General features: G+C 66.9%; 22 protein-coding genes. 2 read left to right on the forward strand and 20 right to left on the reverse strand.

Features of this window, described 5'->3' with window-relative positions; all coding sequences use genetic code 11:
• Positions 1-584: 584 nt before the first annotated feature.
• From ACIQUS_RS17755 to ACIQUS_RS17840, 18 genes are all read right to left on the reverse strand, one after another.
• Positions 585-1,625: a Rieske 2Fe-2S domain-containing protein gene (locus ACIQUS_RS17755; protein ID WP_403049024.1), complete on the reverse strand. Its 1,041-nt coding sequence runs from the start codon at positions 1,623-1,625 to the stop codon at positions 585-587.
• Positions 1,626-1,754: 129 nt separating this feature from the next.
• Positions 1,755-3,155, reverse strand: coding sequence for a DUF1329 domain-containing protein (locus ACIQUS_RS17760; protein ID WP_403049027.1), 1,401 nt, complete (start codon positions 3,153-3,155; stop codon positions 1,755-1,757).
• An 87-nt stretch (positions 3,156-3,242) separates the two neighbouring features.
• Positions 3,243-4,451 carry a helix-turn-helix transcriptional regulator gene (locus ACIQUS_RS17765; RefSeq protein ID WP_403049030.1) on the reverse strand — a complete coding sequence of 403 codons (1,209 nt, stop codon included), beginning with the start codon at positions 4,449-4,451 and terminating at the stop codon, positions 3,243-3,245.
• A gap of 165 nt (positions 4,452-4,616) precedes the next feature.
• Positions 4,617-6,992, reverse strand: coding sequence for an RND family transporter (locus ACIQUS_RS17770; RefSeq protein ID WP_403049033.1), 2,376 nt, complete (start codon positions 6,990-6,992; stop codon positions 4,617-4,619).
• Between the two features lie 7 nt (positions 6,993-6,999).
• Positions 7,000-7,974: a WD40/YVTN/BNR-like repeat-containing protein gene (locus ACIQUS_RS17775; protein WP_403049036.1), complete on the reverse strand. Its 975-nt coding sequence runs from the start codon at positions 7,972-7,974 to the stop codon at positions 7,000-7,002.
• A gap of 115 nt (positions 7,975-8,089) precedes the next feature.
• Positions 8,090-9,298 carry an acetyl-CoA C-acyltransferase gene (locus ACIQUS_RS17780; RefSeq protein WP_403049039.1) on the reverse strand — a complete coding sequence of 403 codons (1,209 nt, stop codon included), beginning with the start codon at positions 9,296-9,298 and terminating at the stop codon, positions 8,090-8,092.
• Positions 9,299-9,306: 8 nt separating this feature from the next.
• A complete protein-coding gene (locus tag ACIQUS_RS17785; protein ID WP_403049042.1) occupies positions 9,307-9,777 on the reverse strand; it encodes a MaoC family dehydratase in 471 nt (156 codons plus the stop codon).
• Between the two features lie 10 nt (positions 9,778-9,787).
• On the reverse strand, positions 9,788-10,573 hold the full coding sequence (locus ACIQUS_RS17790) for an SDR family oxidoreductase (protein ID WP_403049045.1): 786 nt from the start codon (positions 10,571-10,573) through the stop codon (positions 9,788-9,790).
• A gap of 413 nt (positions 10,574-10,986) precedes the next feature.
• The gene (locus ACIQUS_RS17795) at positions 10,987-11,865 is read right to left on the reverse strand and encodes an SDR family oxidoreductase (RefSeq protein WP_403049048.1); all 879 of its coding nucleotides are present in this window, start codon (positions 11,863-11,865) and stop codon (positions 10,987-10,989) included.
• 18 nt (positions 11,866-11,883) lie between these two features.
• Positions 11,884-13,035 carry an acetyl-CoA C-acetyltransferase gene (locus tag ACIQUS_RS17800; protein ID WP_403049051.1) on the reverse strand — a complete coding sequence of 384 codons (1,152 nt, stop codon included), beginning with the start codon at positions 13,033-13,035 and terminating at the stop codon, positions 11,884-11,886.
• 3 nt (positions 13,036-13,038) lie between these two features.
• Positions 13,039-14,097: an acyl-CoA dehydrogenase family protein gene (locus ACIQUS_RS17805; protein ID WP_403049054.1), complete on the reverse strand. Its 1,059-nt coding sequence runs from the start codon at positions 14,095-14,097 to the stop codon at positions 13,039-13,041.
• 9 nt (positions 14,098-14,106) lie between these two features.
• Positions 14,107-15,270 (reverse strand): acyl-CoA dehydrogenase family protein, encoded by a 1,164-nt coding sequence (locus ACIQUS_RS17810; protein ID WP_403049057.1) that lies wholly within the window; start codon positions 15,268-15,270, stop codon positions 14,107-14,109.
• A 9-nt stretch (positions 15,271-15,279) separates the two neighbouring features.
• On the reverse strand, positions 15,280-16,032 hold the full coding sequence (locus ACIQUS_RS17815; protein ID WP_403049060.1) for an enoyl-CoA hydratase family protein: 753 nt from the start codon (positions 16,030-16,032) through the stop codon (positions 15,280-15,282).
• The gene (locus tag ACIQUS_RS17820) at positions 16,029-17,153 is read right to left on the reverse strand and encodes an NAD(P)H-dependent flavin oxidoreductase (protein WP_403049063.1); all 1,125 of its coding nucleotides are present in this window, start codon (positions 17,151-17,153) and stop codon (positions 16,029-16,031) included. The genes ACIQUS_RS17815 and ACIQUS_RS17820 overlap by 4 nt, the downstream gene beginning before the upstream one ends.
• Positions 17,150-18,052, reverse strand: a complete 903-nt coding sequence (locus ACIQUS_RS17825; RefSeq protein ID WP_403049066.1) for an enoyl-CoA hydratase — start codon at positions 18,050-18,052, stop codon at positions 17,150-17,152. The genes ACIQUS_RS17820 and ACIQUS_RS17825 overlap by 4 nt, the downstream gene beginning before the upstream one ends.
• Before the next feature lie 15 nt (positions 18,053-18,067).
• Positions 18,068-18,865 carry a CoA-transferase subunit beta gene (locus tag ACIQUS_RS17830; RefSeq protein ID WP_403049069.1) on the reverse strand — a complete coding sequence of 266 codons (798 nt, stop codon included), beginning with the start codon at positions 18,863-18,865 and terminating at the stop codon, positions 18,068-18,070.
• 12 nt (positions 18,866-18,877) lie between these two features.
• A complete protein-coding gene (locus tag ACIQUS_RS17835; RefSeq protein ID WP_403049071.1) occupies positions 18,878-19,753 on the reverse strand; it encodes a CoA transferase subunit A in 876 nt (291 codons plus the stop codon).
• Positions 19,754-19,765: 12 nt separating this feature from the next.
• Complete coding sequence (locus tag ACIQUS_RS17840) at positions 19,766-20,656, reverse strand: VOC family protein (RefSeq protein WP_403049074.1); 891 nt, start codon at positions 20,654-20,656, stop codon at positions 19,766-19,768.
• A 193-nt stretch (positions 20,657-20,849) separates the two neighbouring features.
• Here ACIQUS_RS17840 and ACIQUS_RS17845 point away from each other — a divergent pair, with 193 nt between their 5' ends.
• Together ACIQUS_RS17845 and ACIQUS_RS17850 are read left to right on the forward strand one after the other, a co-directional pair.
• Complete coding sequence (locus tag ACIQUS_RS17845) at positions 20,850-22,019, forward strand: acyl-CoA dehydrogenase family protein (protein WP_403049076.1); 1,170 nt, start codon at positions 20,850-20,852, stop codon at positions 22,017-22,019.
• Positions 22,016-23,203, forward strand: coding sequence for an acyl-CoA dehydrogenase family protein (locus tag ACIQUS_RS17850; RefSeq protein ID WP_403049079.1), 1,188 nt, complete (start codon positions 22,016-22,018; stop codon positions 23,201-23,203). Before ACIQUS_RS17845 ends, ACIQUS_RS17850 begins: the two co-directional genes overlap by 4 nt.
• A 547-nt stretch (positions 23,204-23,750) precedes the next feature.
• On the opposite strand, the gene ACIQUS_RS17855 is transcribed toward ACIQUS_RS17850, so the two are convergent.
• Together ACIQUS_RS17855 and ACIQUS_RS17860 are read right to left on the reverse strand one after the other, a co-directional pair.
• Positions 23,751-24,386: a nuclear transport factor 2 family protein gene (locus tag ACIQUS_RS17855; RefSeq protein WP_403049082.1), complete on the reverse strand. Its 636-nt coding sequence runs from the start codon at positions 24,384-24,386 to the stop codon at positions 23,751-23,753.
• Positions 24,386-25,159, reverse strand: a complete 774-nt coding sequence (locus ACIQUS_RS17860; protein ID WP_403049086.1) for an SDR family NAD(P)-dependent oxidoreductase — start codon at positions 25,157-25,159, stop codon at positions 24,386-24,388. The genes ACIQUS_RS17855 and ACIQUS_RS17860 overlap by 1 nt, the downstream gene beginning before the upstream one ends.

The following is a 25,159-nucleotide window of genomic DNA, read 5'->3' on the forward strand; positions in this document are numbered from 1 at the left end:
CCAGACGACACGGTTCGTCCCTTCAGGAGGCTGAGCGCAGGTATTGCGGAGCCGGGTGCAGGCCATGGATGGCCTGCAAGCACCGCAGGGCCATGGATGGCCCTTCGGTGCGCCCCGGCGGGAGCAATGCCGGAGCGAAGGAACCCGCAGCGAAGCGCAGGGCCGGATGCAGGGACGCACGGTTTGCGCCACTTTGCCAAGACAAAGTGGCCCGCCGTAAGGGCGGAAAGGTGAGTTCGCGTCACCTTGGCAAATGGATATGCTCTCATCCGTCAAGGCCAACTCCAGGGGCGCCCCGAGGCCTATGCTGCGACCGCTCAATCGCAGCCTGGCGGCAGCGGCTACAGGGCGATGGCAGGTGCGCAGACGCCATCGCGGGGCAAGCCCGCTCCTACACCGCTCTAACGCAATGCCTGCAACCCCTGGAAACTCGGCATCGAACAAACCGGACAGCTCCTGGATGTCTGCGGCACAGCCGTCAGCGCGGTGTACAGCACGATCACCAGGCACAACAGCGGTACACAATAGGCACGAAGGCTCTTTATTTTCATTGTCGGCACTCCTCTACCCTGCACAGCGACGGATCAACGCTCGTCGACGGTCACGATCTCACGACGTTCAGCCATGCTCGCCGGTACCAGGTCCTCATCGGTGAAGAACTGCTGGTACCACTCGCGCAGCTGGTACACCGGGCCATCGTTCTCGGCCAGCACCGGCTTGTCAATGCGGATCTTGTGCTTCCAGATGTCCACATCCTGGTAGAACGAGGCGCGGTTACCCATGACATAGGCCTGGGCCACTTCACGGTTCTGCTCCTCGCTCCAGCCCGGTACGCGCTTGACCATGCAGCCAAAGCGCAGCTGGAAGCTGTCAGGCGTCACCGGCACATGGCTGTTGAGCAGGATGGCGTGCACCCGCACCTCGCCGAACATCGAGCTCAGGTGGGTGAAATGGGTCGCCGGGCCGTAATAGGCCGACGGCGCGATCAGGTCGCCGCCCAGGCGCTCGGAGTCGCCATGGAAGATCTGCCGGCCGATATGGCCCTCGAAGACGTTGGCGAAATACTTGGTCGGGGTGCCGTGCACCGGCCCGAAATGCTGGGCATCGACCAGGTTGTCGACCAGCTCGCGCGGGTTGGTGTCGATGAGCATGGTGTCGATGTTCCACTCATGGATCCACTCGTCGCTGTCCATCTCCTCCAGGTGCGGAATCACCACGCCCTCTTTCGGCGGCCGGCCCTCGGGGTTGTTCCAGACGAACAGCAGGTTGTTCTCTTCGCAGGTCAACCAGCTGCGGGTCTTGGCCTTGGGCGGGATGCGCTTGCAGTACGGGATTTCCACACACTTGCCGCTGGTGTCGTACTTCCAGTGGTGGAAGGGACAGACCACGGTGTCGTTCTCGATGGTGCCCTGGGACAGGTCGGCGCCCATGTGCGGGCAGAAGGCGTCGAGAATGCTGATCTTGCCCTGGCTGTCGGCGAAGGCCACCAGGCGGGTGCCGAAGATGTTCAGGGTGTGCAGCTTGCCATCACGGTAGTCGGCGGCATCGCCCAGGCAGTGCCAGCCGCGGGCATAGCGGTGCGCGCGCTGGGTGTTTTCGATGCTCAGTTCTGCGAGTTTCGTCATGTTCTTGTTCTTCCTCTGGTGGAAACCCGGGTCGAGCGATGCCGGGGCAAACCATCGGCACCTTCCCTTACCCGACATCATTGAGCAGCCGTTGCCGGCCGCTCATCCTTCAAATGGACTAGGCCGTCCTCACTGCCCTGCCCGGCGCGCCGCCTCCGGGCCGAAGTCGCGCGGGCTGAAGCCGCCCTTGTTGAGCACATAGCCGTTGCGCTGCTCGTTGATCAGGTTGAAGGCCAGGTAGCTGCCGGCGTTGAGGTCGTGGTACAGGCCGACACCGGCCTGGGGCACCTGGCTTTCGTAGGCGTAGAAGTAGTTGACCATCGAGGTGCGCCACAGCTCGCCACGGTTGTCGTAGTTGTCGGCCAGCATTGGGAACCAGGTGTCCTCGTCGATGTACAACTTGCGCTTGCCGTACAGGTGGCGGTAACCGGGCTTGAGGGTGCCTTCCAGCTCCCACACCCGGTGACGCTCGTAGCGCATGGCCTGGGGGTTGATGTGGCCCGGGGTGAGCAGCTCGGCGTACTTCAACTGCGGGGCATGCAGACGGTAGGTGTTGTAGGGGATGAACATCTCGCGCTTGCCGACGATCTTCCAGTCGTAGCGCTGGCCGGAGCCGTTGAACAGGCGCACCTCATCGACCGTGATCGAGCCGCCGGAACCCGGGAAGGCCATGTCGAAGCCATAGCCCGGCGACTGGCGCACCCGCCGCGTACCCGGGTCGTAGCGCCAGCTCTGGCGCGGTTCGGTCTTGTCGTTCCAGAACTCGGTGCCGGTGTTGATCTCGCCCTTGTCACGCTGGGGCAGCAAGGTTTCGTTGAGGTAGAACGAAGAGTTGCCCACGGTCTCGCCGATCTTGCCCGGTTGCAGCGCCGGCGCCAGGTTGCGCGAATGCACCCGGCCCCAGTTGATGTTGCCGTCCTTGAGCACGTAGGCGTTATCGGAGACGTATTCCTCGGTCCAGGCTCGCAAGGTGAAGGTCGAGGCGTTCTTCAGCAGTTCCAGGCCGCTGCGCGGCACCGGGAACGGCGTGCCCCCGGTCTTGCCCACCACGCCCTCGCCGTCGTCCACCAGGCGCGCCAGGCTGGCGTTCTCGCGGGTGGCCTGGCACACCGAATCGGCAAAGCGAAAATCCCGGTGGGTCGGGTAGATCGGCATGTTGAAGGTCTGCGGGTACAGCTTGAACAGGGCTTTCTGCCCGTCGGACAGGTAGTCGGCGTACTGCGCAAGGTTAGCCGCGGTGATCACGAACAGCGGTTTTTCATCCGGATAAGGATCGACCGGATGATGGCCGGTGCCCTTGAACTGCACCTGCGGCGGCACCCCCAGCCACTGGCCGGAATACGGTGGGATGCTGCCGTCGGCATTGCCACGCTTGTCGGCCCCGACGCAGGTCAGCTCGGTGCCCAGGCGCGCCACATCCTCCGGTGCGGCCTGCAACGGCCCGGATGCGACGCAGCCCAGTGCCAGGGCCAACAGCCAGCGGCGCGGCTCGCCCTGGGCCTTGGGCACACAAAAATTACGCTCGGTCATTGTTGTTCTCCTTGGTTTCCGATAGCGGTGGTCCAGTATCGGCAGCGCGGTAAAGGCCAGGCATCGTCTGCTCGGACTAACGCATTTTTACCCCGCCGCCTTCACCGCCGGCGGCAAGGCACCGGGCGGCCCCAGGGCCACCACGCTGTTGAGCAGGATGCGCACCAGCTCCGTCTGGCGCCGGACCCCGGTCTTGGAAAAAATCGAACGCAGGTGCGCGCGGGCGGTGTTGCGGCGGATGTTGAGCAGCTCGGAGGCTTCCTCCAGCGACAGGCCGTTGGCCAGTTCCAGGGCCAGGCCGGTTTCCGCCGGCGTCAGGTTGTACAGCTGCGAGGTCGCAAGGTTACTGACCAGCGACTTGCCCACTGCATCGCGCACATAGATCACCACGGTGGGCTGGCCCTTGCCCTCGATCCGTTCCTGGCACGGGATCAGCTCCACCACCACGCCCAGGTTGACCTGCCCGGACGGCCGCGAGATCGACAGCGCGGCGGCGCTGTACTGGCCGCTGTCGCCCTGGCGTGCCCGCTGGAAGGCCTCGCGCACCAGGCGCGACAGCTCGCGGTTGTCGCTCGGGTAGGTCGCCTCCAGGCGCCCGCCCACCAGCTTCAGGCCATCGTTGCTGTCGAGAATGTCCCGGGCCACCGGGTTCAGCTGCAGTACGCTGGCGTTCTCATCGAGCACGATGGTCGCCACCGAGAGACGGCTGATGGCCTCGAAGTACAGGCTGCCCAGGGACTGGCTGCGGTCGAGCAGCGCATGCAGGTGCAGGGCCCGGCGCAGGTGCGGCAGGAGCATCGCGCACAGCGCCCGGTCAGCGTCGCTGAAGGTCGGCTGGTCACGCCGGCGGTTGATGCGAAAACGCAAACGGCCGCCGTCCGGCATGCCGATATCGACACCGAGCATCTGGTGACAGCCATAGGGCTGGCAATACAGCAGGTAGAAGGAGGAGCCGAGCCATTCGTCCTCGCTCATCAGGTCGTCGATGGTGAACACCTGGTCCAGCGGCAACTGGTTGAACGGCGTCGACTTGCTGTAATAGGCATAGTGCTGGATCTCGCCGGCCCCCGGCACCTCGCCCACCGCCAGCATCGGCGACAGGTACGGCTCGTCCACCGCACGCAGGATCAGGGTGACGATATGGGCCTGGAACAATCCCTGCAGCTGACGCAGGCAATCGGCAATGCGACGGGTGTCCAGTGCACCGTCGTAGAGGTTGCCGATCAACTGCTCGTACCCCTCCATGTCGAGCCCCATCTGCGCCACGACCTGCGCGTTCGGCATACGGCTTTGCATAGATACACTCCATAGACATGGTTCGAATTGAGGGCCGCCTGTAGCCGCTGCCGCCAGGCTGCGATCGGTGGGAGCGGGCTTGCCCCGCGATGCGTCGCAGCGTTCAATCGCGGGGCAAGCCCGCTCCTACAGGCAGTCGATCGCAGCCTCGTGCCTCGGCAGCGGCTACAAGGCAGGCGCGCTGTCGGTCGCACCCGGTTTAACCACCAGCGGCCTGCCCTGGTTGAACCAGGCAGCCAGGGCTGGCAGCAGGAAGATCGCCCCCAGCACGTTGACCAGGAACATGAAGGCCAGCAGGATGCCCATGTCCGCCTGCAGCTTCAGTGGCGCAAAGGCCCAGGTGCCGACTCCGACCGCCATGGTCAGGGCGGTGAACACCGCCGCCGTGCCCCGTTGGCACATGGCCAGGTAGAACGCCTGGCGCAACCCGGCACCGGCCGCCATTTCATGCTGGATGCGCTCATAGAGGTAGATGCCGTAGTCGACCCCCACCCCGACCCCCAGGGCCATCACCGGCAAGGTGGCGACCTTCAGGCCAATGCCCAACAGCGCCATCAGCGCGTTGCACAGGATCGCCACCACCCCCAGCGGCACCAGGATGCACAGCACCGCCCGCAGCGAACGGAAGGTCAGCAGGCAAAACAGCGCCACCGAACAGAACAGCGCACCGAGCATGATCACTTCGGCGTGCTTGACCGCCTCGTTGGACGCAGCCATGACCCCGACATTGCCGCCGGCCAGCCTGAACTCGACCTCTGGCGCGTGAATGCCGGCGATGATGCGCTTGGCTTCCTTGACCACATGGAACACCGTCGCGCCCTCATGGTCGTTGAGAAACACCAGGATCTGCATGCGCTTGCAACCCTCGGTGACCAGCCCCGAGTCCGCCGAATAGGCCAGCGACCCCTGCTGCAGGCCCCGGGACGAACCGGGAATGGCCGACCAGCGCGGGTTGCCTTCGTTGTTGCCGGCGATCATTTCCTTGCCCATGCCGGCCACACTCTGCACCGACTGCACCCCGGCCACCGCACGCATCTGGAAGTCGAAGGCCTCGACCGCGCGCATCACCTGGGGATTGAGGCAAGCCTCGTCGCCGGCGCGGGTCTGCAGGAACACCGCCAGCACATCCAGGCCGATGGAGTAGCTGCTGATAATGCGCTGGTTGTCCTGGTTGTAGCGCGAATCGGCACGCAGCTCGGGTGCGCCGACGCCGATATCGCCGACCTCCAGCTGCCGTGCCTTGACCACGCCCAGCGCCAACAGCACCAGGCTCAGCGCGAACACCGCCAGCGCAGGCTTGGGTTCTGCCAGTGCCGACAGGCGCCACCACAGGGCATGGCGGGTGCTGCGCGGCTGCGGCGCACGGGCCCGGGCCGGCACCGACAGCCCGGCGAGAACCAGCGGCAGCAGCATCTTGTTGGTGACGATCATCAGCATCACGCCGATGCAGGCGGTCACCCCCAGCTCATGGACGATGGGAATGTCGATCAGCATGATCACGGCAAAGCCCAGGGCGTTCATCAGCAACGCCAGGGCGCCGGGGATAAAGATCGCGCAGAACGCCGCGCGTGCCGCCCCGGCCGCATCGCTGCCGGCCAGCACCTCCTGGCGCCAGGCGTTGCTCATCTGCACGGCATGGGACACACCGATGGAGAAGATCAGGAACGGCACCAGCACCGACATCGGATCGATGCCCAGGCCCAGCAACGGCAGCAGCCCGAGCAGCCAGACCACCGGCAGCATGGCCACCAGCAGCGCCACCAGGGTCAGGGCCTGCGAGCGGGTATAGAGCCACAGCAACAGCGCGGTGATGACGAAGGCCACGGCGAAGAACAGCAGCACCGTGTTCAGCCCCTCGACCACATCACCCACCAGCTTGGCAAAGCCCACCACGTTGATCTCGATGTCGTCGCTGTTGTAGCGGGCGCGGATGTCCTCCAGGCGCTGGGCAATCTCGACATAGGACACCGGCTGGCCGGTCTTGGGGTCGGTGTCCTGCAAGTCGGCGCGCACCAGGGCCGAGCGCTGGTCGTTGGCCAGCAGCCGGCCGATCTGTCCGGCGCGGGCAGCGTTGCTGCGCACCTTGGCCAGGTCCTCGGCGGTGCCGGCGTACTGCGGGGGCACCACCAGGTCGCCGACGTACCCCTCTTCGGTGATCTCCACGTAACGCACATTGGGGGTGAACAGCGAGGTCACACTGGGGCGGCTGACGCCGGAGATGAAGAACACATCGTCAGTGACCTTCTGCAGCACATCGAGGAACTGGCGGTTGTAGATATCCCCCTCGCCTTTCCAGCGCACATTGACCAGCAGGCGGTTGGCACCGGTGAACACCCGGCTGAAGTCAAGGAAATTGAGCATGTACTCATGGCGCACCGGGATCTGCTTGTTGAAGCCCGGGTCCAGGCGCACCTGGGTGGCACTGTAGCCCAGGCCCAGGCTCAGCAGCAGGAACAGCGCCAGCCAGAAGCGCCGATGAGTGAACAGCAGATCGGCGCAACCCTGTACGCCACGTTGCAGCCAAGGTGAAGTGGAAGTCATGGGAAGCTCACTGTGCATGGGCGGCCAGGCCGCTGTCCGGTCCTTGGGATACGCCGCGCTCGCCGGCCACCAGCAGGTGCCGGGCATTGAGCGCCACGGCCGAGGTCAGGGTGCCCAGGCCGCTGCGGTTCGAACTGTCCTGCAACCGGCCGCGCTCATCCAGGCGAATCAACTGGCTGCCGGCACCGACCAGCACCAGCCCGGCGTCGCCCGGCAAGCGCGCGTGGCCGTAGATCGGCTGGTTGCTGTGCAGCTCGACACGCTGCCAGCTGTCGCCGAAGTCCTCGCTGCGAAACACCTGCCCGCGCATGCCGTAAGCCACCCAGTGCGAGGCCGACAGGCTGACCACACCGAACAGCGAACCGTTGTAGAACGCCGGCAGCTGCTGCCAGTGCCGGCCGCCGTCGTCGGAGCGCAGCACCAGGCCCTGCTCACCCACCAGCATGCGCCGACCCTGGCGGTCGCCGTCCATGCCGTTGAAGTGCGCACCGTCGCCGGGCAACTCTCGGGCCTGCCAGTGGCGGCCGGCATCGCTGGATTCCAGGTACTTGCCATAGCTGCCGTAGGCCACCACCTGCTGGCCATCGTTGCTCCAGACGCCGAGCAACGGCTCGCCCAGCTCGGCGTCGTAGCGGGTCTCCTGCCAGCTGCGGCCACTGTCGTCCGAGCGCAGGATCCAGCCATCGTGGCCGACGGCAACCAGGGTCTGCGGGGTCAGGGCGATCAGCCCGGTCAGTGTCGCCTCGCGCTCGGCCGAGACCCTGGCCGCCTGCCAGGAGCGGCCACTGTCCAGGCTGCTCAGCACGGTGCCGCGCTCACCGGCCGCCAGCAGCTGCGGGCCGTTGGCCAGCAAGGCATTGACCTGTACGCGGTCGACCTGCAGGCGGGTAGCGGCCAGCGGCGCCGGATTACGCGGGGCAAAGGCGAAGGCCACGGCGGCCAGGATCACGCCGCTGACGGCGTAACCGATCAGCTGGCGCATGGCGACCTCCGGGATGAACATCGTGGAAAAGGGCACATGGGGCGGTGATCCTGTTGTTATTGTCAGCAGGATCATCAAGCCGCCCCGGCGCCCCTACATCGTCCAAACGGCCTAGTCAGGCCAGCTCGAACAGCCCTGCCGCGCCCATGCCGCCGCCAATGCACATGGCCACCACCACATAGCGGGCACCGCGCCGACGGCCTTCGAGCAAGGCGTGGCCGACCATGCGCGCCCCGGACATGCCGAACGGATGGCCAATGGCGATGGCGCCGCCATTGACGTTCAGACGCTCGGGCGGAATGCCCAGGGCGTCGCGGCAATGCAGTACCTGGCTGGCGAAGGCTTCGTTGATTTCCCAGAGGCCGATATCGGCCACCGTCAGGCCGAAGCGCTTGAGCAACCGGGGTACCGCCAGCACCGGGCCGATGCCCATTTCCTCCGGGGCGCAGCCGGCCACGGCGATGCCACGGTAGATACCCAGCGGGGTCAGGCCGCGGCGGCGCGCCTCGGCGCGGCTCATCAGCAGACAGGCCGCGGCGCCATCGGAGAACTGCGAGGCGTTGCCGGCGGTGACGAAGGCGCCCTGCTCGATCCACTGGCCGTCCTTCCACACCGGCTTGAGCGCGGCCAGGTCCTCCAGGCGAGTGTCGGGGCGATTGCATTCGTCGCGGTCCACCCACACCGACTCATGCCCGGCCGGCTTGCCCTCCTTGTCCAGGCACAGCTTGTTGACGGTCAGGCCGACAATTTCCTCGTCGAACAGCCCGGCGCGCTGGGCGGCGGCCGTGCGCTGCTGGCTGTGCAGGCTGTACTCGTCCTGGGCGGCGCGGCTGATGTTGTAGCGGCGCGAGACGATCTCGGCGGTCTCGATCATCGGGATATAGGCGCTGGGCATCACCTCCAGCACCGCCTCGGACCGGGCCCGGTAGCTGTTCTTGTGCTTGGTCTGGGTCAGCGACAGCGACTCCACGCCACCACCGATGGCGATGCTCATCTCACCGGCGAGGATGCCCTTGGCGGCCACGCCGATACTCATCAGCCCCGAGGCGCACATGCGGTCCAGGGCCATGCCCGGCACGCTGTCGGGCAACCCGGCGGTGTAGGCACACAGGCGGCCGATGTTGTAACCCTGGGTGCCCTGCTGCACGGCGGCGCCCATGATCACATCCTCGACGGCATCGGCCTCGATACCGGCGCGATCGAGCACAGCGCGCACCACATGGCCGCCCAGCACCGGTGCCTCGGTGTCGTTGAACGAGCCGCGAAAGGACTTGGCCAAGGCGGTCCGGGCGGTGGCGACAATCACTACTTCATTCTGGTCCATGCACAGGCTCACTCGGTTACGGGGTTGAAGGTGTAGCGGCTGATGGTGTCGACCACACAGCCCGGGCGCTCCTGGCCCTCGATCTCGACGCTGATGCGCACCACCAGCTGCACGGCGCTGCCGATGGCTTCGGCGCGCAGCACTTCGCCGCGCCCGCGCACCCGCGAGGCGACCCGCACCGGTGCCGGAAAGCGCACCCGGTCGCAGCCGTAGTTGACGCCCATGGCCAGGTTGTCGACGCTCATCAACTGCGGCATGAACAGGTTGGCCAGGGCCTGGGTCAGGTAACCGTGGGCGATGCAGGCGCCGAACGGGCCGCTGGCAGCGCGCTGCGGGTCGACATGAATCCACTGGTGATCACCCGTGGCCTCGGCGAACAGGTCGATGCGCTGCTGGCTGATGGTCAGCCAGTCGGTGTGGCCCAGGTCCAGGCCCTGGGCGTCGAGCAGTGCCTGGGCACTGGCAAATACTTGGGTCATGGCGCGCTCCTCAGGCCTGTTGCGAACTGACCGACAACACTTCGCCGACCATGTACGAGGCGTAGTCGCTGGCCAGGAACATCATCACGTTGGCCACTTCCCAGACCTCGGCGGCGCGGCCGAAGGCTTCGCGGTTGGCCAGGCTTGCCAGCAGTTCTTCGCTGGAGGCCTTCTTGAGAAAGTCATGCAGGGCGATCGAAGGCGCCACGGCGTTGATGCGCACACCGAACTCGGCGGCTTCCAGGGCGCTGCAGCGGGTCAGGGCCATGACCCCGGCCTTGGCGGCGGCGTAATGGGCCTGCTCCTTCTGCGCCCGCCAGCCGAGCACCGAGGCGTTGTTGACGATCACCCCGGCGCCGCGTCGCTGCATGGCCGGGAGCATGGCGCGGGTCATGCGGAAGGTGCCGGTGAGGGTGACATCGATCACCTTCAGCCATTCCTGGTCGCTCATCTGCACCAGGGCTTTCTGCCCGCCCAGGCCTGCGTTGTTGATCAGCACATCGACGCCGGCCAGGGCGCTTTCGGCGCTGGCGACCAGGGCCTGCACTTGCTCTTCGCAGGTCACATCGCAAAGTTGGCCGTAGACCGCCTGCAGACCGGTCTCGGCCTTCAAGCGCTCCACCGCTTCTTCCAGGCGACGTGGGTGTACATCGGAAATCATCAGGGCCCGGCAGCCTTCCTCGGCGCTGCGCCGGGCGGCGGCGTAACCGATACCGGCGCCGGCGGCAGCGGTGATCAGCACGGATTTGCCGGCCAGCAACTGGTGGCCGGGCACATAGGGGGGAGCTTGTTTCACAGCGGCTATCTCCAAAAGATCGATACGCTGTCAGGTATAAAGGCTCGCCCGGGTGGGGACATCGTCAAAACGGGGTATGAAGCGCTCGGCCCGCAGTCGATCGCAGGCTTCGCCAGCTCCCACAAGAGCCAGCGATGGTCGCCGTCATTTCGTGTAGCCGCTGCCGAGGAACGAGGCTGCGATCGACTGCGCAGCAGTCGCAACCCGGCCACCTCGTTGTACCTGACAGACTGAAGTCGCCAGGTTTTACGGCCGCTTCGCGACCGATCGCAGCCTGGCGGCAGCGGCTACACCATCAGGCAATCAAGACGGCATCTCCCACGGTCGTCATGTGTTTGAGGAGTATCTGTGGGAGCTGGCGAAGCCTGCGATCGGTCGCAAAGCGGCCGTCTGCCAGAGCCAACAAGGTTGCTTCAGCTGCCCCACACTTTCTGCGCCTTCGGTGCCTGGGCAAGGATCTCATCCACCACAGCCCCCACCTCCTCCACCCGCCACAACGCCCCCTTGTCCCGGGTCGTCCCGGTACGCCAGCCATCCCCCAGGGAGATCCGTCCGCCCTGGCTCTCGAACACCTGCCCGGTCACATGTCCGGACTGCTCGCTGCCCAGCCACACCACCAGCGGTGCGACGTTCTCCGGGGCCCAGGCATCGAAGCTGCCGTCCTCGGGCTTTTTCACCAGCTCCGGCATGGCGCTCTCGGTCATGGCCGTGCGCGCCGCCGGCGCCAGGGCGTTGGCGGTGATGCCGTAGCGGGCCAGCTCCGCCGCCTGCACCAACGTCAAGGCGGCAATCCCGCCCTTGGCCGCGGAATAATTGGACTGGCCAATCGAGCCCTGCAACCCGGCGCCGGAGCTGGTGTTGATGATTCGCCCGGCCACCGGCGTGCCGGCCTTGGCCAGGTCGCGCCAGCGTCGCGCAAGCAGGTTGGCCAGACAGTAATGGCCCTTGAGGTGCACGCGCATCACCGCGTCCCAGTCGTCCTCGCTCAGGCTCAGGAACAGCCGGTCACGCAGGATGCCGGCATTGTTGACCAGCACATGCACCTCGCCGAACGCCGCCAGGGCGGCATCGACAATGCGCCCGGCGCTGTCCAGGGTGGTGATGTCGTCGCTGTTGGCAATGGCCCGGCCACCGCTGGCGTGGATCTGCCCGACCACATCGCGCGCCGCTTCGTCGCGGATATCGTTGACCACGACATTGGCGCCTTCGGCGGCGAACGCCAGCGCATAGGCGCGGCCCAGACCGCCCCCGGCGCCGGTGATGATGACGGTGCGTCCGTTACAGATTGGCATGACAAACTCCTGTGAGGTCTAGAGACGTTCGATGATCGTGACGTTGGCCTGGCCGCCGCCTTCGCACATGGTCTGCAGACCGTAGCGACCGCCGCTGCATTCCAGTTCGTTGAGCAGCGTGGTCATCAGCCGCGCGCCGGTGGCGCCCAGGGGGTGGCCCAGGGCGATGGCGCCGCCATTGACGTTGGTCTGCGCCGGGTCGTAGTCCAGTTCCCGGGCCCAGGCCATGACCACCGAGGCGAAGGCTTCGTTGATTTCCACCCGGTCGATGTCGGCCATGCGCAGGCCGGCCTTTTGCAAGGCCTTGCGGGTTGCAGCGATGGGCGCGGTGAGGTGCCAGATCGGGTCGTCGCCCATGACCGTCAGCTGATGGATGCGTGCCCGTGGGGTCAGGTCGTAGCGCTTGAGCGCGGCTTCCGACACCACCAGCAGCGCGGCCGAAGCGTCGCAGGTCTGGCTGGACACCGCGGCGGTGATCAGCGGGTACTGCGGGTCCACCGGCTCGAGCCCGGCCATTTTTTCAAGGCTGGTCAGCCGTGGCGTCTCGTCCACGCGCAGCCCCTGGTACGGCACGATCTCGCGGTCGAAGCGCCCACTGGCCATGGCTTCCAGGGCGCGTTGGTGGCTTTGCAGGGCGAAGGCCTCCATCTGCTCGCGACTCAGTTGCCAGTGTTCGGCAATGCGCTGGGCGGCGTAGAACTGGTTCACCGGCTGCTCGCCAAAGCGCGCACGCCAGCCGACACTGCCGCTGAACGGGTCGGCAAAACCCAGGGGCTGCCCGGCGAGCATCGCCGAGCTGATCGGGATCCGCGTCATGGTCTGCACGCCGCCCACGGCCACCACATCCTGGGTGCCGCTCATCACCGCCTGGGCGGCAAAGTGCAGCGCCTGTTGCGACGAGCCGCACTGGCGGTCCACCGTGGTGCCCGGCACGCACAGCGGCAGGCCGGCGGCCAGCCAGCTGGTGCGGGCGATATCGCCGGCCTGGGCGCCGATGGTGTCGACGCAACCGAAGATCACGTCGTCGTAGTCTTCGGCGGGAATCGCGTTGCGTTGTACCAGCGCCTTGAGCACATGGGCGCCCAGGTCGATGGCGTGAACCTCGGACAGCGCGCCCTTGCGCTTGCCGGTGGGGCTGCGCAGGGCGTCGATGATATAGGCCTGGGGCATGGATCAGTCCTCGAAGGTATGGCCCGGGCCGAGCCGGGCGCCAGCGGCGAACAGGTAGTCGCCGACACGGGATTTATGAAAACCGCGGTCGCCCCAGGCCGCGTCCAGCGACCAGGCACGCTTCATGAACATCTGCAGGTCGACCTCCCAGGTGTAACCCATGGCGCCATGCACCTGGATCCCCTTGCGCGCCGCCAGCCAGCTGGCTTCGCAGCAGGCCAGGCGCGCCTGGGAGACCCAGCGACCGGCACTGGCATTGCCCCGGGCCAGGCCATGGGCGGCGCGGTACAGCACCGGTTTGGCCTGCTCGATCTGCCGGGCGACATCGGCCAGGTGGTGCTTGACCGCCTGGAAGCTACCGATCGGCTTGCCGAACTGCTTGCGCTGGGCCACGTAGTCCACCGACAGGTCGAGCATGCGCTGGGCCAGGCCCAGCAATTGCCCGGCCACCGACAGTGCGCCCCGGTCGAGCAGCTGCGTCTGCAGCGCCCGGCCCTGTTCGCCATCGATCAGCAGGGTCGCCGCAGTGCCTTGCCAGCTGACCCGGCCCAGGCGACGCGAGGCGTCGATGCTGGGGTTGGCCTCGACGTCCACTTCGGCGCGCGGCACCGCGTGCACGGCATCGCCGTCGAGCAGAATCAGCACTTCGGCCAGCTGGGCGTCGCTGACCAGCGGGTTGACCGGGTGACCGATGGCCAGGCGCAGGCTGCCGTCGGCGATGCGCGGCAACAGCCGGGCGCGGGCCGGGTGATCGGCGGGCAGGCCGGCCAGCAGGCCGGCGGCGACATAGGCGGTATCGGCCAGCGAGTCGGGAATGGCGTAGTAACCGAGCTCCTGGGTCATCAGCGCCCAGGCCACATCGTCCATGCCCAGGCCCCCTTCGGCCTCGGGTACGGACAAGGCGGTCAGGCCCTGGGCGGCGATCTTGCTGCGCAGGTCCGGGGAACGCCCGGCGTCGGTGTCCCAGATTTCCCGGAGCATCTCCGGTGCTGCTTCGGTCATCAGAAACCGGCTGATGGCCTCGCGGAAACTCAGCTGGTCATCGCTAAAGGTGAAGTCCATGGCCTGCTCCTACTTCGGCAAACCGAGCATCCGCTCGGCAATGATGTTGCGCTGGATTTCGTTGGTGCCGGCGTAGATCGGCCCGGACTGGGCAAACAGGAAGCCCTCCAGCCAGCCAGCGGCATCGCCGGCCGCCGGGGCCCCGGCCAGCAGTTCGCCACGGGCGCCGAGCAGGCGCATGGCGGTGTCGTGCATCTTCAGGTCCAGCTCTGACCAGATGATCTTGTTGATGCTCGATTCGGCACCGATCTGTGCGCCCTGGCTCAGGCGCCCGACCGTGTGGTAGGCCGACAGGGCATAGGCTTCGGCGCCCATCCAGCAGTCCTGCACGGCATCGCGCAGGCCCGGGTCGCGGTCGGCACTGGTCTGGTGCGCCAGGTACAGCTCCACCAGCTTGCGCGCGGTGTACTGGAAGCGCGCCGGCGAACGCAGCAGCAGGCCGCGCTCGAAACCGGCGGTGGCCATCGCCACGTGCCAGCCCTCGCCCTGGGCGCCGATGCGGTTGTCCACCGGCACCCGCACGTCGTCGAAGAACACTTCGGCGAAGGCATCCTTGCCGTTGAGCGCCTTGATCGGGCGAATGCTCACCCCGGGCGTATCCAGCGGCACCATCAGGAACGACAGGCCATGGTGACGGCTGGAGCCCGGCTCGCTGCGAAACAGGCCGAACAGCCAGTCGGCGAAGATCGCCCGGGTCGACCAGGTCTTCTGCCCGTTGAGCACGTAGTGGTCGCCTTCGAGCACGGCCTTGCTGGTGATCGCCGCCATGTCGGAGCCGGCGTTGGGCTCCGACCAGCCCTGGGCCCACATGTCGAGGCTGGCGGCCATGCGCGGCAGGAAGCGCTGTTTCTGCTGCTCGGTGCCGAACTCCATCAGGGTCGGGCCCAGCAGCAGCTGGCCATTCTGATTGACCCGCATCGGCGCGCCGGCGCCGTAGTATTCCTCTTCGAAGATCAGCCACTCGATCAGGCCGCAACCGCGCCCGCCGAGCTCGGCCGGCCACATCACCATCGACAGGCGGCTGTCGAACAGCTTCGCCTCCCAGGCCCGGTGCTGCTCGAAGCCTTCGCGGGTGTCATAGCTGGCCAGCGGCTGGCGCGGCAGGTTGTCCTTGAGCCAGGCGCGCACTTCGGCGCGAAAGGCGATCTGTTCGGGGGTGTAGGTAAGTTCCATGGCGTTCCCTCAGAACTTCGCGTCGCGTTTTTCGACGAAGGCCCGGCGCGTCTCGGCCGAGTCCGGGCTGCTGTAGGCCTGCAGGGTGAAGCCCTGCTCCCAGCGGTACTTGTCTTCCAGGTTGCCGTCCTCGATGCCGTTGAGGGCTTCCTTGGCGATACGAATCATCTGCGGGCTCTTGCTGGCGATGCGCGCGGCGATCTCAAGGGCGGTCTCGCGCAGCTGCTCGCGGGGCACCACGCGCTCGATGAAGCCGTACTGGCTGGCTTCGCGGGCGCCGATGCTGTCGCCGGTGAAGAACAGGTAACGCACCTTCTGCACGCCGAACAGGCGTTGCAGGTGGGCACCGCCGCCCATGGCGCCACGGTCCACTTCCGGCAGGGCGAAGCTGGCGCACTCGGCGGCGACGACAATGTCGGCGGCGCCGGTGATGCCGATGCCGCCGCCCAGCACGTAGCCGTGCACCGCGGCGATCACCGGCACGGGGCTTCGGTGCACGGCCTTGAAGGTGGCGTAGTTGCCGGCATTGACCGCGACAATCCGCTCGGGATGGGCATCCAGTTCTTTGATATCGACGCCGGCGCAAAAGCCCCGGCCCTCGGCTCGAATGACGATGACCCGCACCTGCGGATCGGCGCCCAGGGCCTCGATCTGCTCGGCCAGGGCCTGCCACTGCTGGCTGTCCAGGGCATTGACCGGCGGCTTGGCGATCACCAGCTCCGCGATGCCTGCGTTGATTTGGGTAGTAAAGGCCGGATTCACAGGGCTTCTCCAGTGTTCGCCAGGCGAACTGAGGGGGTTGTGTCACAGCCCGGATGACGCCGGGCCGACAAGGCATCCAGGCAGCGCTCGGCTTGCGCGGCGATGCCTTCGATCACGTCACGGCAACTGAGCAGCTCGTCGATGGCGGCCGCCACCTGGCCGCTGGGCAGGATGCCCTCGTCCGGCAGGCCATCGACCATCGAACGTTGCAGCAGCACGGGCTGGTTGGCGGCCATCACCACCTGGGACAGCGCCGCCGGGTCTTCGCGCAGGCCACGCAGGAACACCCCGAGCATGTGCCCAAGGCTCATGCCGGTGTGCTGTTTCCATTGCCAGGCGCTGCCCAGGGCGATGCGCAGGCGGCCAAACGGCCCGGCCTGTTCCAGGCGGTTGATAAAGGGGTTCTCGATCATCCGGTGGCGCATACCGTCCACCGCCGTGGTCACCCGCACCTGCTGCGGATCGGCGACCTTCAGGTAATGCGCCAGGGTCGCCGCCGGGGTCGGCGATTCGCGGGTCATCAAAAAGCGCGTGCCCATGGCGATACCACTGGCACCTGCGGCCAGCGCCGAGGCCAGGCCGCGACCGGTGGCAAAACCACCCGCGGCAATCACCGGCACGCTGACGGCATCCAGTACCTGGGGCAACAGGATCGAACTGGGTACGCCGCCGGTGTGACCACCGCCCTCGCCGCCCTGGATGGTGATCAGGTCGGCGCCCAGGGCCTGGGCCTTGAGCGCGTGCTTGACCGCACCCACGGTGGGAATGCACAGCACCTTGGCCGCCTTGAAGCGGGCGATGGTCTGCGCATCCGGGCCGCGCCCGTAGCTCACGGCACGCAAGCGGTAGCGGATGGCGAGGTCCACGCACTGCGCGGCGTTGTCCTGGAACATATGGAAGTTCAGGCCGAAGTTGCTGCCACCGGTAGCATCGATGACCTTGCGGATCTCGCCTTCCAGATCCTTGCCGGCAATGGTCGCCCCGGCCAGGAAGCCGAAGCCGCCGGCCTGGGTGGTAGCGATCACCAGGTTGGCGTCGGCGACCCAGCCCATGGCCGTCTGCACGATCGGGTAACGGCAGCCCAGGGCCTCGGTCAGCGAGGTGTTGAGCCAGGCGCTCATGTCGACGACTCCTGGCGGTTGGCCCGGGCCATGCCCTTGGCATCGAAGCCGCCAAGCTTGTCGCCCGAGAGCAGTTCGTTGTGGGCATGGGCGAAGTGGTGCCAGGCGAATGCCGCGTCCATGGCCGCGCGCTTGCCCTGCAGGTCTTCGACATGGTTGATCGCCTGCTTGGTCAGGGCCAGGCCCATGCGCGGCTGGCGGGCGATGCTGGCCGCCAGGGCGTAGGTCGCCTGTTCAAGCTCCGCGGCCGGCAGCACGCGATTGACCATGCCCAGTTCATAGGCGCGGGTCGCGCTCATGCGCTCGCCGGCGAACAGGAACTCCTTGGCGATGCGCGGGTTGAGCTCGTAGGGGTGGGCGAAATACTCCACCCCGGGAATGCCCATGCGCACCACCGGGTCCTGGAAGAAGGCATCGTCGCTGGCCACGATCAGGTCGCAGACCCAGGCCAGCATCAGCCCCCCGGCAATGCAGGCGCCGTGAACCATTGCAATGGTCGGCTTGGGCAACTCGCGCCAGCGCCGACACATGCCCAGGTACACCTCCTGCTCGCGGGCATACAACTGCTCGCCGCCGGGCTTGTTGGTGTGGTCCCACCACAGGTGCGCGCGCTCGAACGGCTTGTTGATGTCGCGCCCCGGGGTGCCGATGTCGTGCCCGGCGGAAAAATGCTTGCCCGCCCCGCGCAGGACGATGACCTTGACCTGGTCGTCGTCCACCGCCCGGCGCAACGCTGCATCCAGGGCGTAGGTCATCTGCGAATTCTGCGCGTTGTGAAAGGTTGGCCGGTTCAGCGTCAGCGTGGCGATGTGCTCGGCCACGCTGTAGAGCACCGGTGCCTCGGTCTCGTAGACCGCACGGTCCTCGCGGACCACGAACGAACTGTCGCTGCTGTGCATGTTGGCGCTCCTGGGTCAGACGCTGCGGATACCGGGCGGGTTGCCCTTGATCGCGGCGGCGCGGTAGTCGTGGGGGTCGAGGCGGCGGATCAGCGCCAGCTGCTCGGCGCTCGGGTGCGCGGTTTCCTGCAGCAGCGGCGACTTGAGCAGCGGGAAGCCGGTCTTGTCCTGGACCTCGTCGAAGCTCACCCCCGGGTGCAGCGTGCGCACCTGGACGGCGCGCTGCGGGCCATCGAAGTCCAGGGTGCAGAGGTCGGTGACCACCCGGCGGATGTCCATCAGGTCGCGGCGCACGCCTTGCGGCCAGCGCTCGGCCTTGAAGCCGACGCCCGAGACCATGTCCACTTCGCCTTGCACGAACACCCGGGTGTTGTGGTTGGGCACGAAGAACGAGTTGAGGTGGTTGATGCTGTTGCCTGGCAGGCCGCGCACACCGAGGATCGCGCTCTTGGGCTTGTGGTAGTCGCCGATGCACGACAGGTTGGTCTGGCCCCAGCGGTCGATCTGGGTCGGGCCGATCATGGCGTGGCGGCGTCCGCCCCAGACGCACTCGAATACCCGTTCGAAGGACAGGTAGCCCGAGTAGCGTGGCGAGTAACCGTCCCTCGGCCCCAGTGGCACCGGGTCCTCGACCAGGAAGGCCTCGCTGTCGGTCATCAGCAGCTGCGGGCTATGGGTCAGTTTGGCCAGGCTCGCGCCCAGGCGCGGGATCACGCCAAGGCCCGAGGCAATCACTTCACCGTCGCCACGCCAGGCTTCGGAGGCGGCGATGATCATCAGTTCGGCGAGGGTGAACTCACAGGTTGCAGACATTTTTCATCCTCCTCAGAACACGGGCAGGGGCAAGGCGCCCATGCGCTCGACACCGCCATTGGCGTCTTGGTAGGCCTGCTCGCCGCCGGCCAGGTAGGTGCCGACATACTGCTGCCAGCCCTGCTCCTGCTGGCTGCTGGCGACATAGGCCTTCAGGTGTTGCAGGTCCCAGCCGTAGTCCGACGGGCAGGACGTCGGGTGGGCGCCCAGCGGCGCATGCACAACGCCGGTGACCAGGTAGCGCTCGAAGGTGTTGAAGCGCGCTTGCCCGGCATCCAGCTCCAGGCGTTCTTCCAGGCGTTCGCAGGAGACGAAGCACTGCTGCGCGGCGCGGGCGAACAGGTGATCGAAATACGGGTCGGGGCCGGTGACCAGGCAGTTGCCCAGGCGATCGGCGACGTTGACGTGAAGGAAGGCCACGTCCAGTTCCAGCGCCGGCATGGCCAGCAGCACCTCGCCGTCGGCGTAGGGCGATGTCACGGTCTTGAGGGCCGGGTTCAGCGCCGTCACATCGGTGGCCAGGCCGCAGCGGGTGGGCAGGAACGGCAGGCGCATGCCGGCGGCGCGCAGGCCCCACTGGAACATGCCTTCGTCCAGCTCCAGCAGCTCCAGCTCACCGGCTTCCCGCGCCTTGCGGTAGTAGGGTTCGAGGGGAATGGCGTCGAGGGTGACAAAGCCGAAGATCAGCTTGCGCACCTTGCCGGCGGCGCAGAGCATGCCCACTTCCGGGCCGCCATAGGCGACCACGGTGAGGTCCTTGACCGGTGAACGGAGGATCTCGCGGACAATCGCCATGGGCTTGCGCCGCGGCCCCCAGCCACCGAAACCGATGGTCATGCCATCGCGCAGTTGTGCGACCGCATCGGCCGCCGTCAGTTGTTTGTTCATGTGCAGGTTCCTTTACTGTTGGCCGACCGAGAAGTCGTGCCCCCAGATGCTCACGCGGGTGAATTCGAAGGCCGAGTGCTCGGCCCAGTCGACCTGCAGGCCGCCGAAGCCGTACTCCAGGTCGAAGGCCGAGGGGGTTTTCATGTAGAAGCTGGTCATGCGGTCGTTCAGGTGCTGGCCCAGGGTCGCCGACAGGCTCACGTCGGCAGCCAGCAGGCGGTCATGGGCGCGGCCGACTTCAGTCATCGAGTCGACCTCGACCATCACGTGCACACAGCCCGAAGGCACCGGGTACTCGGCCAGGGCCAGGCTGTGGTGGCGGGCGTTGCGACAATGCAGGAAGTGAATGCGCACCGGTGGCGCGGCGGGATCGGGGCGGAAGTTGAAGATGTCCGACAGTTCGAAGCCCAGCACCTCCTTGGCGAAGGCCAAGGTGGCGTCGAAGTTCGGCGCCGGCAGCACGGTGTGGCCCAGGCCCATGTCGCCGGTGACGAAGCGCGGCACGCCCTGGGGCGAGACGAAGGGCTGGCAGTCGGAGCGGTGGCCCCAGCTCAGCTCGTGGCAGTTGCCCGACGGGTCCTTGAGGCTGACCAGGGCCTGTACGCCACGCTGTTCGATCTGCTCGGCGCTGCCGCGCTGCCACGCGACACCCAGCGCGTCCAGGTGCGCCAACGCCGCCTCGAAAGCCTGCTGCGAAGCCAGCTCCCAGCCCGAGGCCAGGTAGCGCGGCTCGCTGCCTTCGACGATCAGCATGCGAAACGGACGCTCGTCCATCTTCACGTACAGCCCGCCCAGGGGGGCCGGCTGCACCGGCATGCCGAGCACGTCCTCGGCGTAGCGCTGCCACTGGCTGAGGTTTTCGCACTGGGCGACGAAATAGCTCAAACCGCGAATCTCGATCATGCCGCTGCTCCTGACTGGCAAATTCGGTACTGATTGCCATTGTGCGAAGCGCGGGCCTGGCCCTCATCGTCCGTTGAGACTACCCCGGGGCCCCGCCACAGGCCGCCGCCGGACTAGTCCGTTTCAATGATTCAGGGCCACAGGCGGCGCTTCTAGACTCGGGTCTTCATCCGCCTAACCGGGTCCGACACCTATGGAGTTCGCATTCAACGAAGAACAACTGATGATCCAGGACAGCGCCGCCCGCTTCCTCGCCCAGGCCAGCGACAGCCATGCCGTACGCGCTGCCATGGCCCGCCCCGACGGCCATGACCTGGCGTTGTGGCAGCGCATCAGCGATGAACTGTGCTGGCCGGCCCTGATGATTCCCGAACGCTTCGGCGGGCTGGGGCTGGGCTTTGTCGAGCTGGCGATCCTGCTGGAACAGAGTGGTCGCCACTTGCTGTGCGCGCCCCTGTTCGCCACCACCTGCCTGGCGACCCCGGCCTTGCTGCTGGCCAGCAACCCGGCGGTGCAAGACCTCTGGCTCGGCGCGATCGCCAGCGGCGCCACGGCGACCCTGGCCTTTGCCAGCCAGGCGGGACTGGAGGCCGACAGCGTGCAGGTCCTGGCCGAGCCCTGCGACGGCGGTTACCGCCTGCGCGGCAGCTACCTGCAGGTCATCGACGGTGCCCAGGCCCGGTTGCTGGTCGTAGCCGCGCGAGCACCGGGCAGCCAGGGCGAGGCCGGCATCAGCCTGTTCGCCCTGCCCGCCGACTGTGCCGGGGTGGAGCGCACGGCCTTGCCGACCCTCGACCAGACCCGCCGCCTGGCCCGCATCGAGCTGCAGGATGTGCAGTTGACGCCTGCGCAGTTGCTCACCGAGGCCGGCCAGGGCTGGGCGCTGCTGCGCGACGTACTGCACATCGCGGCCATCGGCCTTGCCGCCGAGCAGGTCGGCGGTGCCCAGCAGGCGCTGGACCTGACCCTGGCCTACACCGCCGAACGCCGGCAGTTCGGTCGCACCATCGCCAGCTTCCAGGCCATCAAGCACCGCTGCGCCGACCTGATGCTGCAACTGGAATGCGCCCGCTCGGCGGCCTGGTACGCGGCCTGCGTGGCCCAGGAGCGTCTGCAGCCTGCAGGTGATGCGATGGTTGCCGGCCAATTGAGCGAAGCCGCCGCCACTGCACAGATCCACGCCAGCGAGGCGTTCTTCGCTACCGCCGCCGAGTCGATCCAGCTGCATGGCGGTGTCGGCTTTACCTGGGAATACGACCCGCACCTGTATTTCAAACGCGCCCGCGCCAGCGAGCAGTTGCTCGGCAGCCCTGCCCTGCACCGTGAACGCCTGGCGGCGCAGCTCTTTGGAGAGTCGCTATGAAAATTGGATTCAGCGCTGACGATGAAGCCTTCCGTGCCCAGGTCGCCCACTGGCTGGCCGAGCATCTGCAGGATGAATTTGCCCCGCTGCGCTTTCGCGGCGGGCCGGGTGACGAACACAGTTTTCCGGAAGAACGCAAAGCCTGGGAGCGGCGACTGGCCGAAGGTGGCTGGATCGGCGTGGGCTGGTCCGAGGCCGACGGCGGTCGCGGTCTGAGCCTGACCCGCCAGGTGATCTTCCATGAAGAGTACGCCCGCGCCGGCGGCCCCGGTCGCATGGGCCATATCGGCGAAGGCCTGGTCGGCCCTACCCTGGCCGCCTTCGGCAGCCCGGCGCAGAAGCAGCGCTTTCTGCCGGGTATCCTGGCGGGCACGCAGTTCTGGTGTCAGGGCTATTCCGAGCCCGGTGCAGGCTCCGACCTTGCCAACGTGCAGACCCGTGCGCGCCTGGACGACAGTGGCGAGCACTGGCTGATCAGCGGCCAGAAGGTCTGGACCTCCCTGGCCCATGAAGCCGACTGGTGTTTCGTGCTGGCCCGTACCGAACCGGGTAGCCGTGGGCATCATGGGCTGTCCTTTCTGTTGGTGCCGATGGACCAGGCGCAGATCCGCGTGCAGCCGATCCAGCAGATGACCGGCACCAGCGAGTTCAACGAAGTGTTCTTCGACCAGGCGTGCACGGCGGCGGACAACATGATCGGGGCGCCGGGCGAAGGCTGGAAGATCGCCATGGCCCTGTTGGGGTTCGAGCGCGGCGCCTCGACGCTGGGGCAGCAGATGCAGTTTCACAACGAACTGGAAGAGGTCATTGCCGTGGCCAGGCGCAATGGCGCGGCGCATGATCCGCTGCTGCGCCAGCGCATCGCCCAGGCCTGGGCGGGGCTCAAAGTGCTGCGCTACAACTCCCTGCGCATGCTCTCCGGGCCCCAGGATGGCAGCCTGCGGCGCGAGGCGATGATCTACAAACTGGCCTGGTCGACCTGGCATGCACAGCTCGGCAAGCTGGCGATGGATGTGCTGGGGGATGAAGCTGAAGTACTGGAGGGTGAGTCGTACCAACTGAGCCGGTTGCAGGCGCTGTTCCTGTTCAGCCGGGCCGATACCCTGTATGGCGGCAGTAACGAGATCCAGCGCAACATCATTGCCGAGCGGGCGTTGGGCATGCCGCGCGAGGCGCGGGCCTGAGCCTGCGAGGTGAACGGATTGCGACTGCTGCGCAGTCGATCGCAGCCTCGTACCTTGGCAGCGGCTACACCACTGTAGCCGCTGCCGCCAGGCTGCGATCGGCCGCAACGAGGCCGCCCTCCCTGTCACCCAGGTCTTCAGAAACAACGAGGTGACCCGATTGCGACTGCTGCGCAGTCGATCGCAGCCTCGTGCCTCGGCAGCGGCTACACCACTGTAGCCGCTGCCGCCAGGCTGCGATCGGCCGCCCTCCCCATCACCCAGGTCTTCAGAAACAACGAAGTGACCCGATTGCGACTGCTGCGCAGCCGATCGCAGCCTCGTTCCTCGGCAGCGGCTACACCACTGTAGCCGCTGCCGCCAGGCTGCGATCGGCCGCAACGCGGCCGCCCTCCCCGTCACCCAGGTCTTCAGAAACAACGAGGTGACCCGATTGCGACTGCTGCGCAGTCGATCGCAGCCTCGTGCCTCGGCAGCGGCTACACCGCCCCCTGTAGCCGCTGCCGTCAGGCTGCGATCGGCCGTGCAACGGCCGCAAAGCCCGCGCCTAGCGCACGCGGATCTTCGGCTCCCCCGCCCCGCGGCGCATGGTCACCAGGAACTGCTCCAGCGGCGCTGGCTCGGCGATCTGTGGCAAGGCATCCTTGTCCGGCCGCTGCGCCCAGAACGCATCCCACGACGGAAACAGCTCGTGAAAGCTCCCGGCATAGGGCTCGCGCCCCGGCCAACGCATCTTCATGCCACCAATCGGCGGCTTGTTGAGGTCGGTGGCGTACCAATAGCACGGCAGCCGCCGGCGAAAGCACCAGCGCCCGTCAACCCGCTCATAATCGTCCCAGTACAGCATCTGCATGATCACCCATTCGGCGCCGGTCTCATGCTCGTTCTTCGAATAGACCACCCCCGTGGCATGGTCGGCATCGATGAACTCGATGATGTGCTGGCCCAAATGATGCGAGGTGCCATGGAACTGGCGGCGCATGGTTTCATCCAGCCAGGCCTTGAAGTGCCCGCGCCCCTGTTTGTCACGGCCAACCTTGACGTCCGGCACGAAACAGTTGGCCATGGCATCCATGTCGCGCATGTCCAGGGCCAGGGCATATTTGCCGGCCAGCTGACGGATCGCATCCAGCGATTCCAGGCGCTCGATCCGCGCCTGCAACGAAGTCGTGTCCATGTCCATCATTCCAGCACCGTGTACAGGTCGGAACTGCGCCCGCCATCCACCGCCAGGCTCGCGCCGGTGACATAGGACGCCTCGTCGCTGGCCAGGAACAGGATCGCGTTGGCCAGCTCCTGCGGCAGGCCTACCCGTTTCATCGGTATCACCTTCTCGGTGTTGGCCCGGGTCTTGGCGTCGCCGAGCATGCCGGCGGTGGCCGGGGTGTCGACCACGCCCGGGATCACCACGTTGCAGCGGATGTTGTGCGCCGCGCCCTCGCTGGCCACCGCCCGGCTGAAGTTGATCACCGCCGCCTTGGCCGCCGAATAGCCGGCCATCCAGGCGGTGCCGAACAGGCCGCAGATCGAGGCGATGTTGACGATGGCGCCGCCGCCCTGGTCTTTCATCAGGCGCATGGCAGTACGGGTGCCCCAGAAGGTGCCGTCGACCGTGGTGCTGAAGTTGGCGTGCCAGTCGGCCGTCGACAGGCTGTCGATGCCGCCCCAGGTGTAGGCCATGGCGTTGTTGACCAGGATGTCCAGGCGCCCGTGCCGCTTTGCCGCCGCCTCCAGCGCGCCGACATAGGCCTGCTCGTCACTGACGTCGGCCACGGCGATATCGCCCTGCCCGCCCGCCGCACGAATCTGTTCCAGCACCTGCTGCAGCGGCTCTGCTCGCCGTCCGCAGAGCACCACGGTGGCGCCCTCCTGGGCAAAGCGCAGGGCCGTGGCCTGGCCGATGCCGGAGCCGGCACCGGTGATAAAGGCGATCTTGTCGTGTAGTCGCTTGCTCAT

Source organism: Pseudomonas sp. NPDC090755 (genome assembly GCF_044769005.1).
Classification (GTDB): domain Bacteria; phylum Pseudomonadota; class Gammaproteobacteria; order Pseudomonadales; family Pseudomonadaceae; genus Aquipseudomonas.

Coding starts and splice junctions, on each gene's coding strand:
- ACIQUS_RS17800 (WP_403049051.1), bottom strand. CDS start 13,035: ATGCCCCAGGCCTATATCATCGACGCCCTGCGCAGCCCCACCGGCAAG.
- ACIQUS_RS17760 (WP_403049027.1), bottom strand. CDS start 3,155: ATGACCGAGCGTAATTTTTGTGTGCCCAAGGCCCAGGGCGAGCCGCGC.
- ACIQUS_RS17765 (WP_403049030.1), bottom strand. CDS start 4,451: ATGCAAAGCCGTATGCCGAACGCGCAGGTCGTGGCGCAGATGGGGCTC.
- ACIQUS_RS17840 (WP_403049074.1), bottom strand. CDS start 20,656: ATGATCGAGATTCGCGGTTTGAGCTATTTCGTCGCCCAGTGCGAAAAC.
- ACIQUS_RS17855 (WP_403049082.1), bottom strand. CDS start 24,386: ATGGACATGGACACGACTTCGTTGCAGGCGCGGATCGAGCGCCTGGAA.
- ACIQUS_RS17785 (WP_403049042.1), bottom strand. CDS start 9,777: ATGACCCAAGTATTTGCCAGTGCCCAGGCACTGCTCGACGCCCAGGGC.
- ACIQUS_RS17775 (WP_403049036.1), bottom strand. CDS start 7,974: ATGCGCCAGCTGATCGGTTACGCCGTCAGCGGCGTGATCCTGGCCGCC.
- ACIQUS_RS17845 (WP_403049076.1), top strand. CDS start 20,850: ATGGAGTTCGCATTCAACGAAGAACAACTGATGATCCAGGACAGCGCC.
- ACIQUS_RS17830 (WP_403049069.1), bottom strand. CDS start 18,865: ATGTCTGCAACCTGTGAGTTCACCCTCGCCGAACTGATGATCATCGCC.
- ACIQUS_RS17825 (WP_403049066.1), bottom strand. CDS start 18,052: ATGCACAGCAGCGACAGTTCGTTCGTGGTCCGCGAGGACCGTGCGGTC.
- ACIQUS_RS17805 (WP_403049054.1), bottom strand. CDS start 14,097: ATGGACTTCACCTTTAGCGATGACCAGCTGAGTTTCCGCGAGGCCATC.
- ACIQUS_RS17795 (WP_403049048.1), bottom strand. CDS start 11,865: ATGCCAATCTGTAACGGACGCACCGTCATCATCACCGGCGCCGGGGGC.
- ACIQUS_RS17780 (WP_403049039.1), bottom strand. CDS start 9,298: ATGGACCAGAATGAAGTAGTGATTGTCGCCACCGCCCGGACCGCCTTG.
- ACIQUS_RS17835 (WP_403049071.1), bottom strand. CDS start 19,753: ATGAACAAACAACTGACGGCGGCCGATGCGGTCGCACAACTGCGCGAT.
- ACIQUS_RS17860 (WP_403049086.1), bottom strand. CDS start 25,159: ATGAGCAAGCGACTACACGACAAGATCGCCTTTATCACCGGTGCCGGC.
- ACIQUS_RS17770 (WP_403049033.1), bottom strand. CDS start 6,992: ATGACTTCCACTTCACCTTGGCTGCAACGTGGCGTACAGGGTTGCGCC.
- ACIQUS_RS17820 (WP_403049063.1), bottom strand. CDS start 17,153: ATGAGCGCCTGGCTCAACACCTCGCTGACCGAGGCCCTGGGCTGCCGT.
- ACIQUS_RS17850 (WP_403049079.1), top strand. CDS start 22,016: ATGAAAATTGGATTCAGCGCTGACGATGAAGCCTTCCGTGCCCAGGTC.
- ACIQUS_RS17755 (WP_403049024.1), bottom strand. CDS start 1,625: ATGACGAAACTCGCAGAACTGAGCATCGAAAACACCCAGCGCGCGCAC.
- ACIQUS_RS17810 (WP_403049057.1), bottom strand. CDS start 15,270: ATGGAACTTACCTACACCCCCGAACAGATCGCCTTTCGCGCCGAAGTG.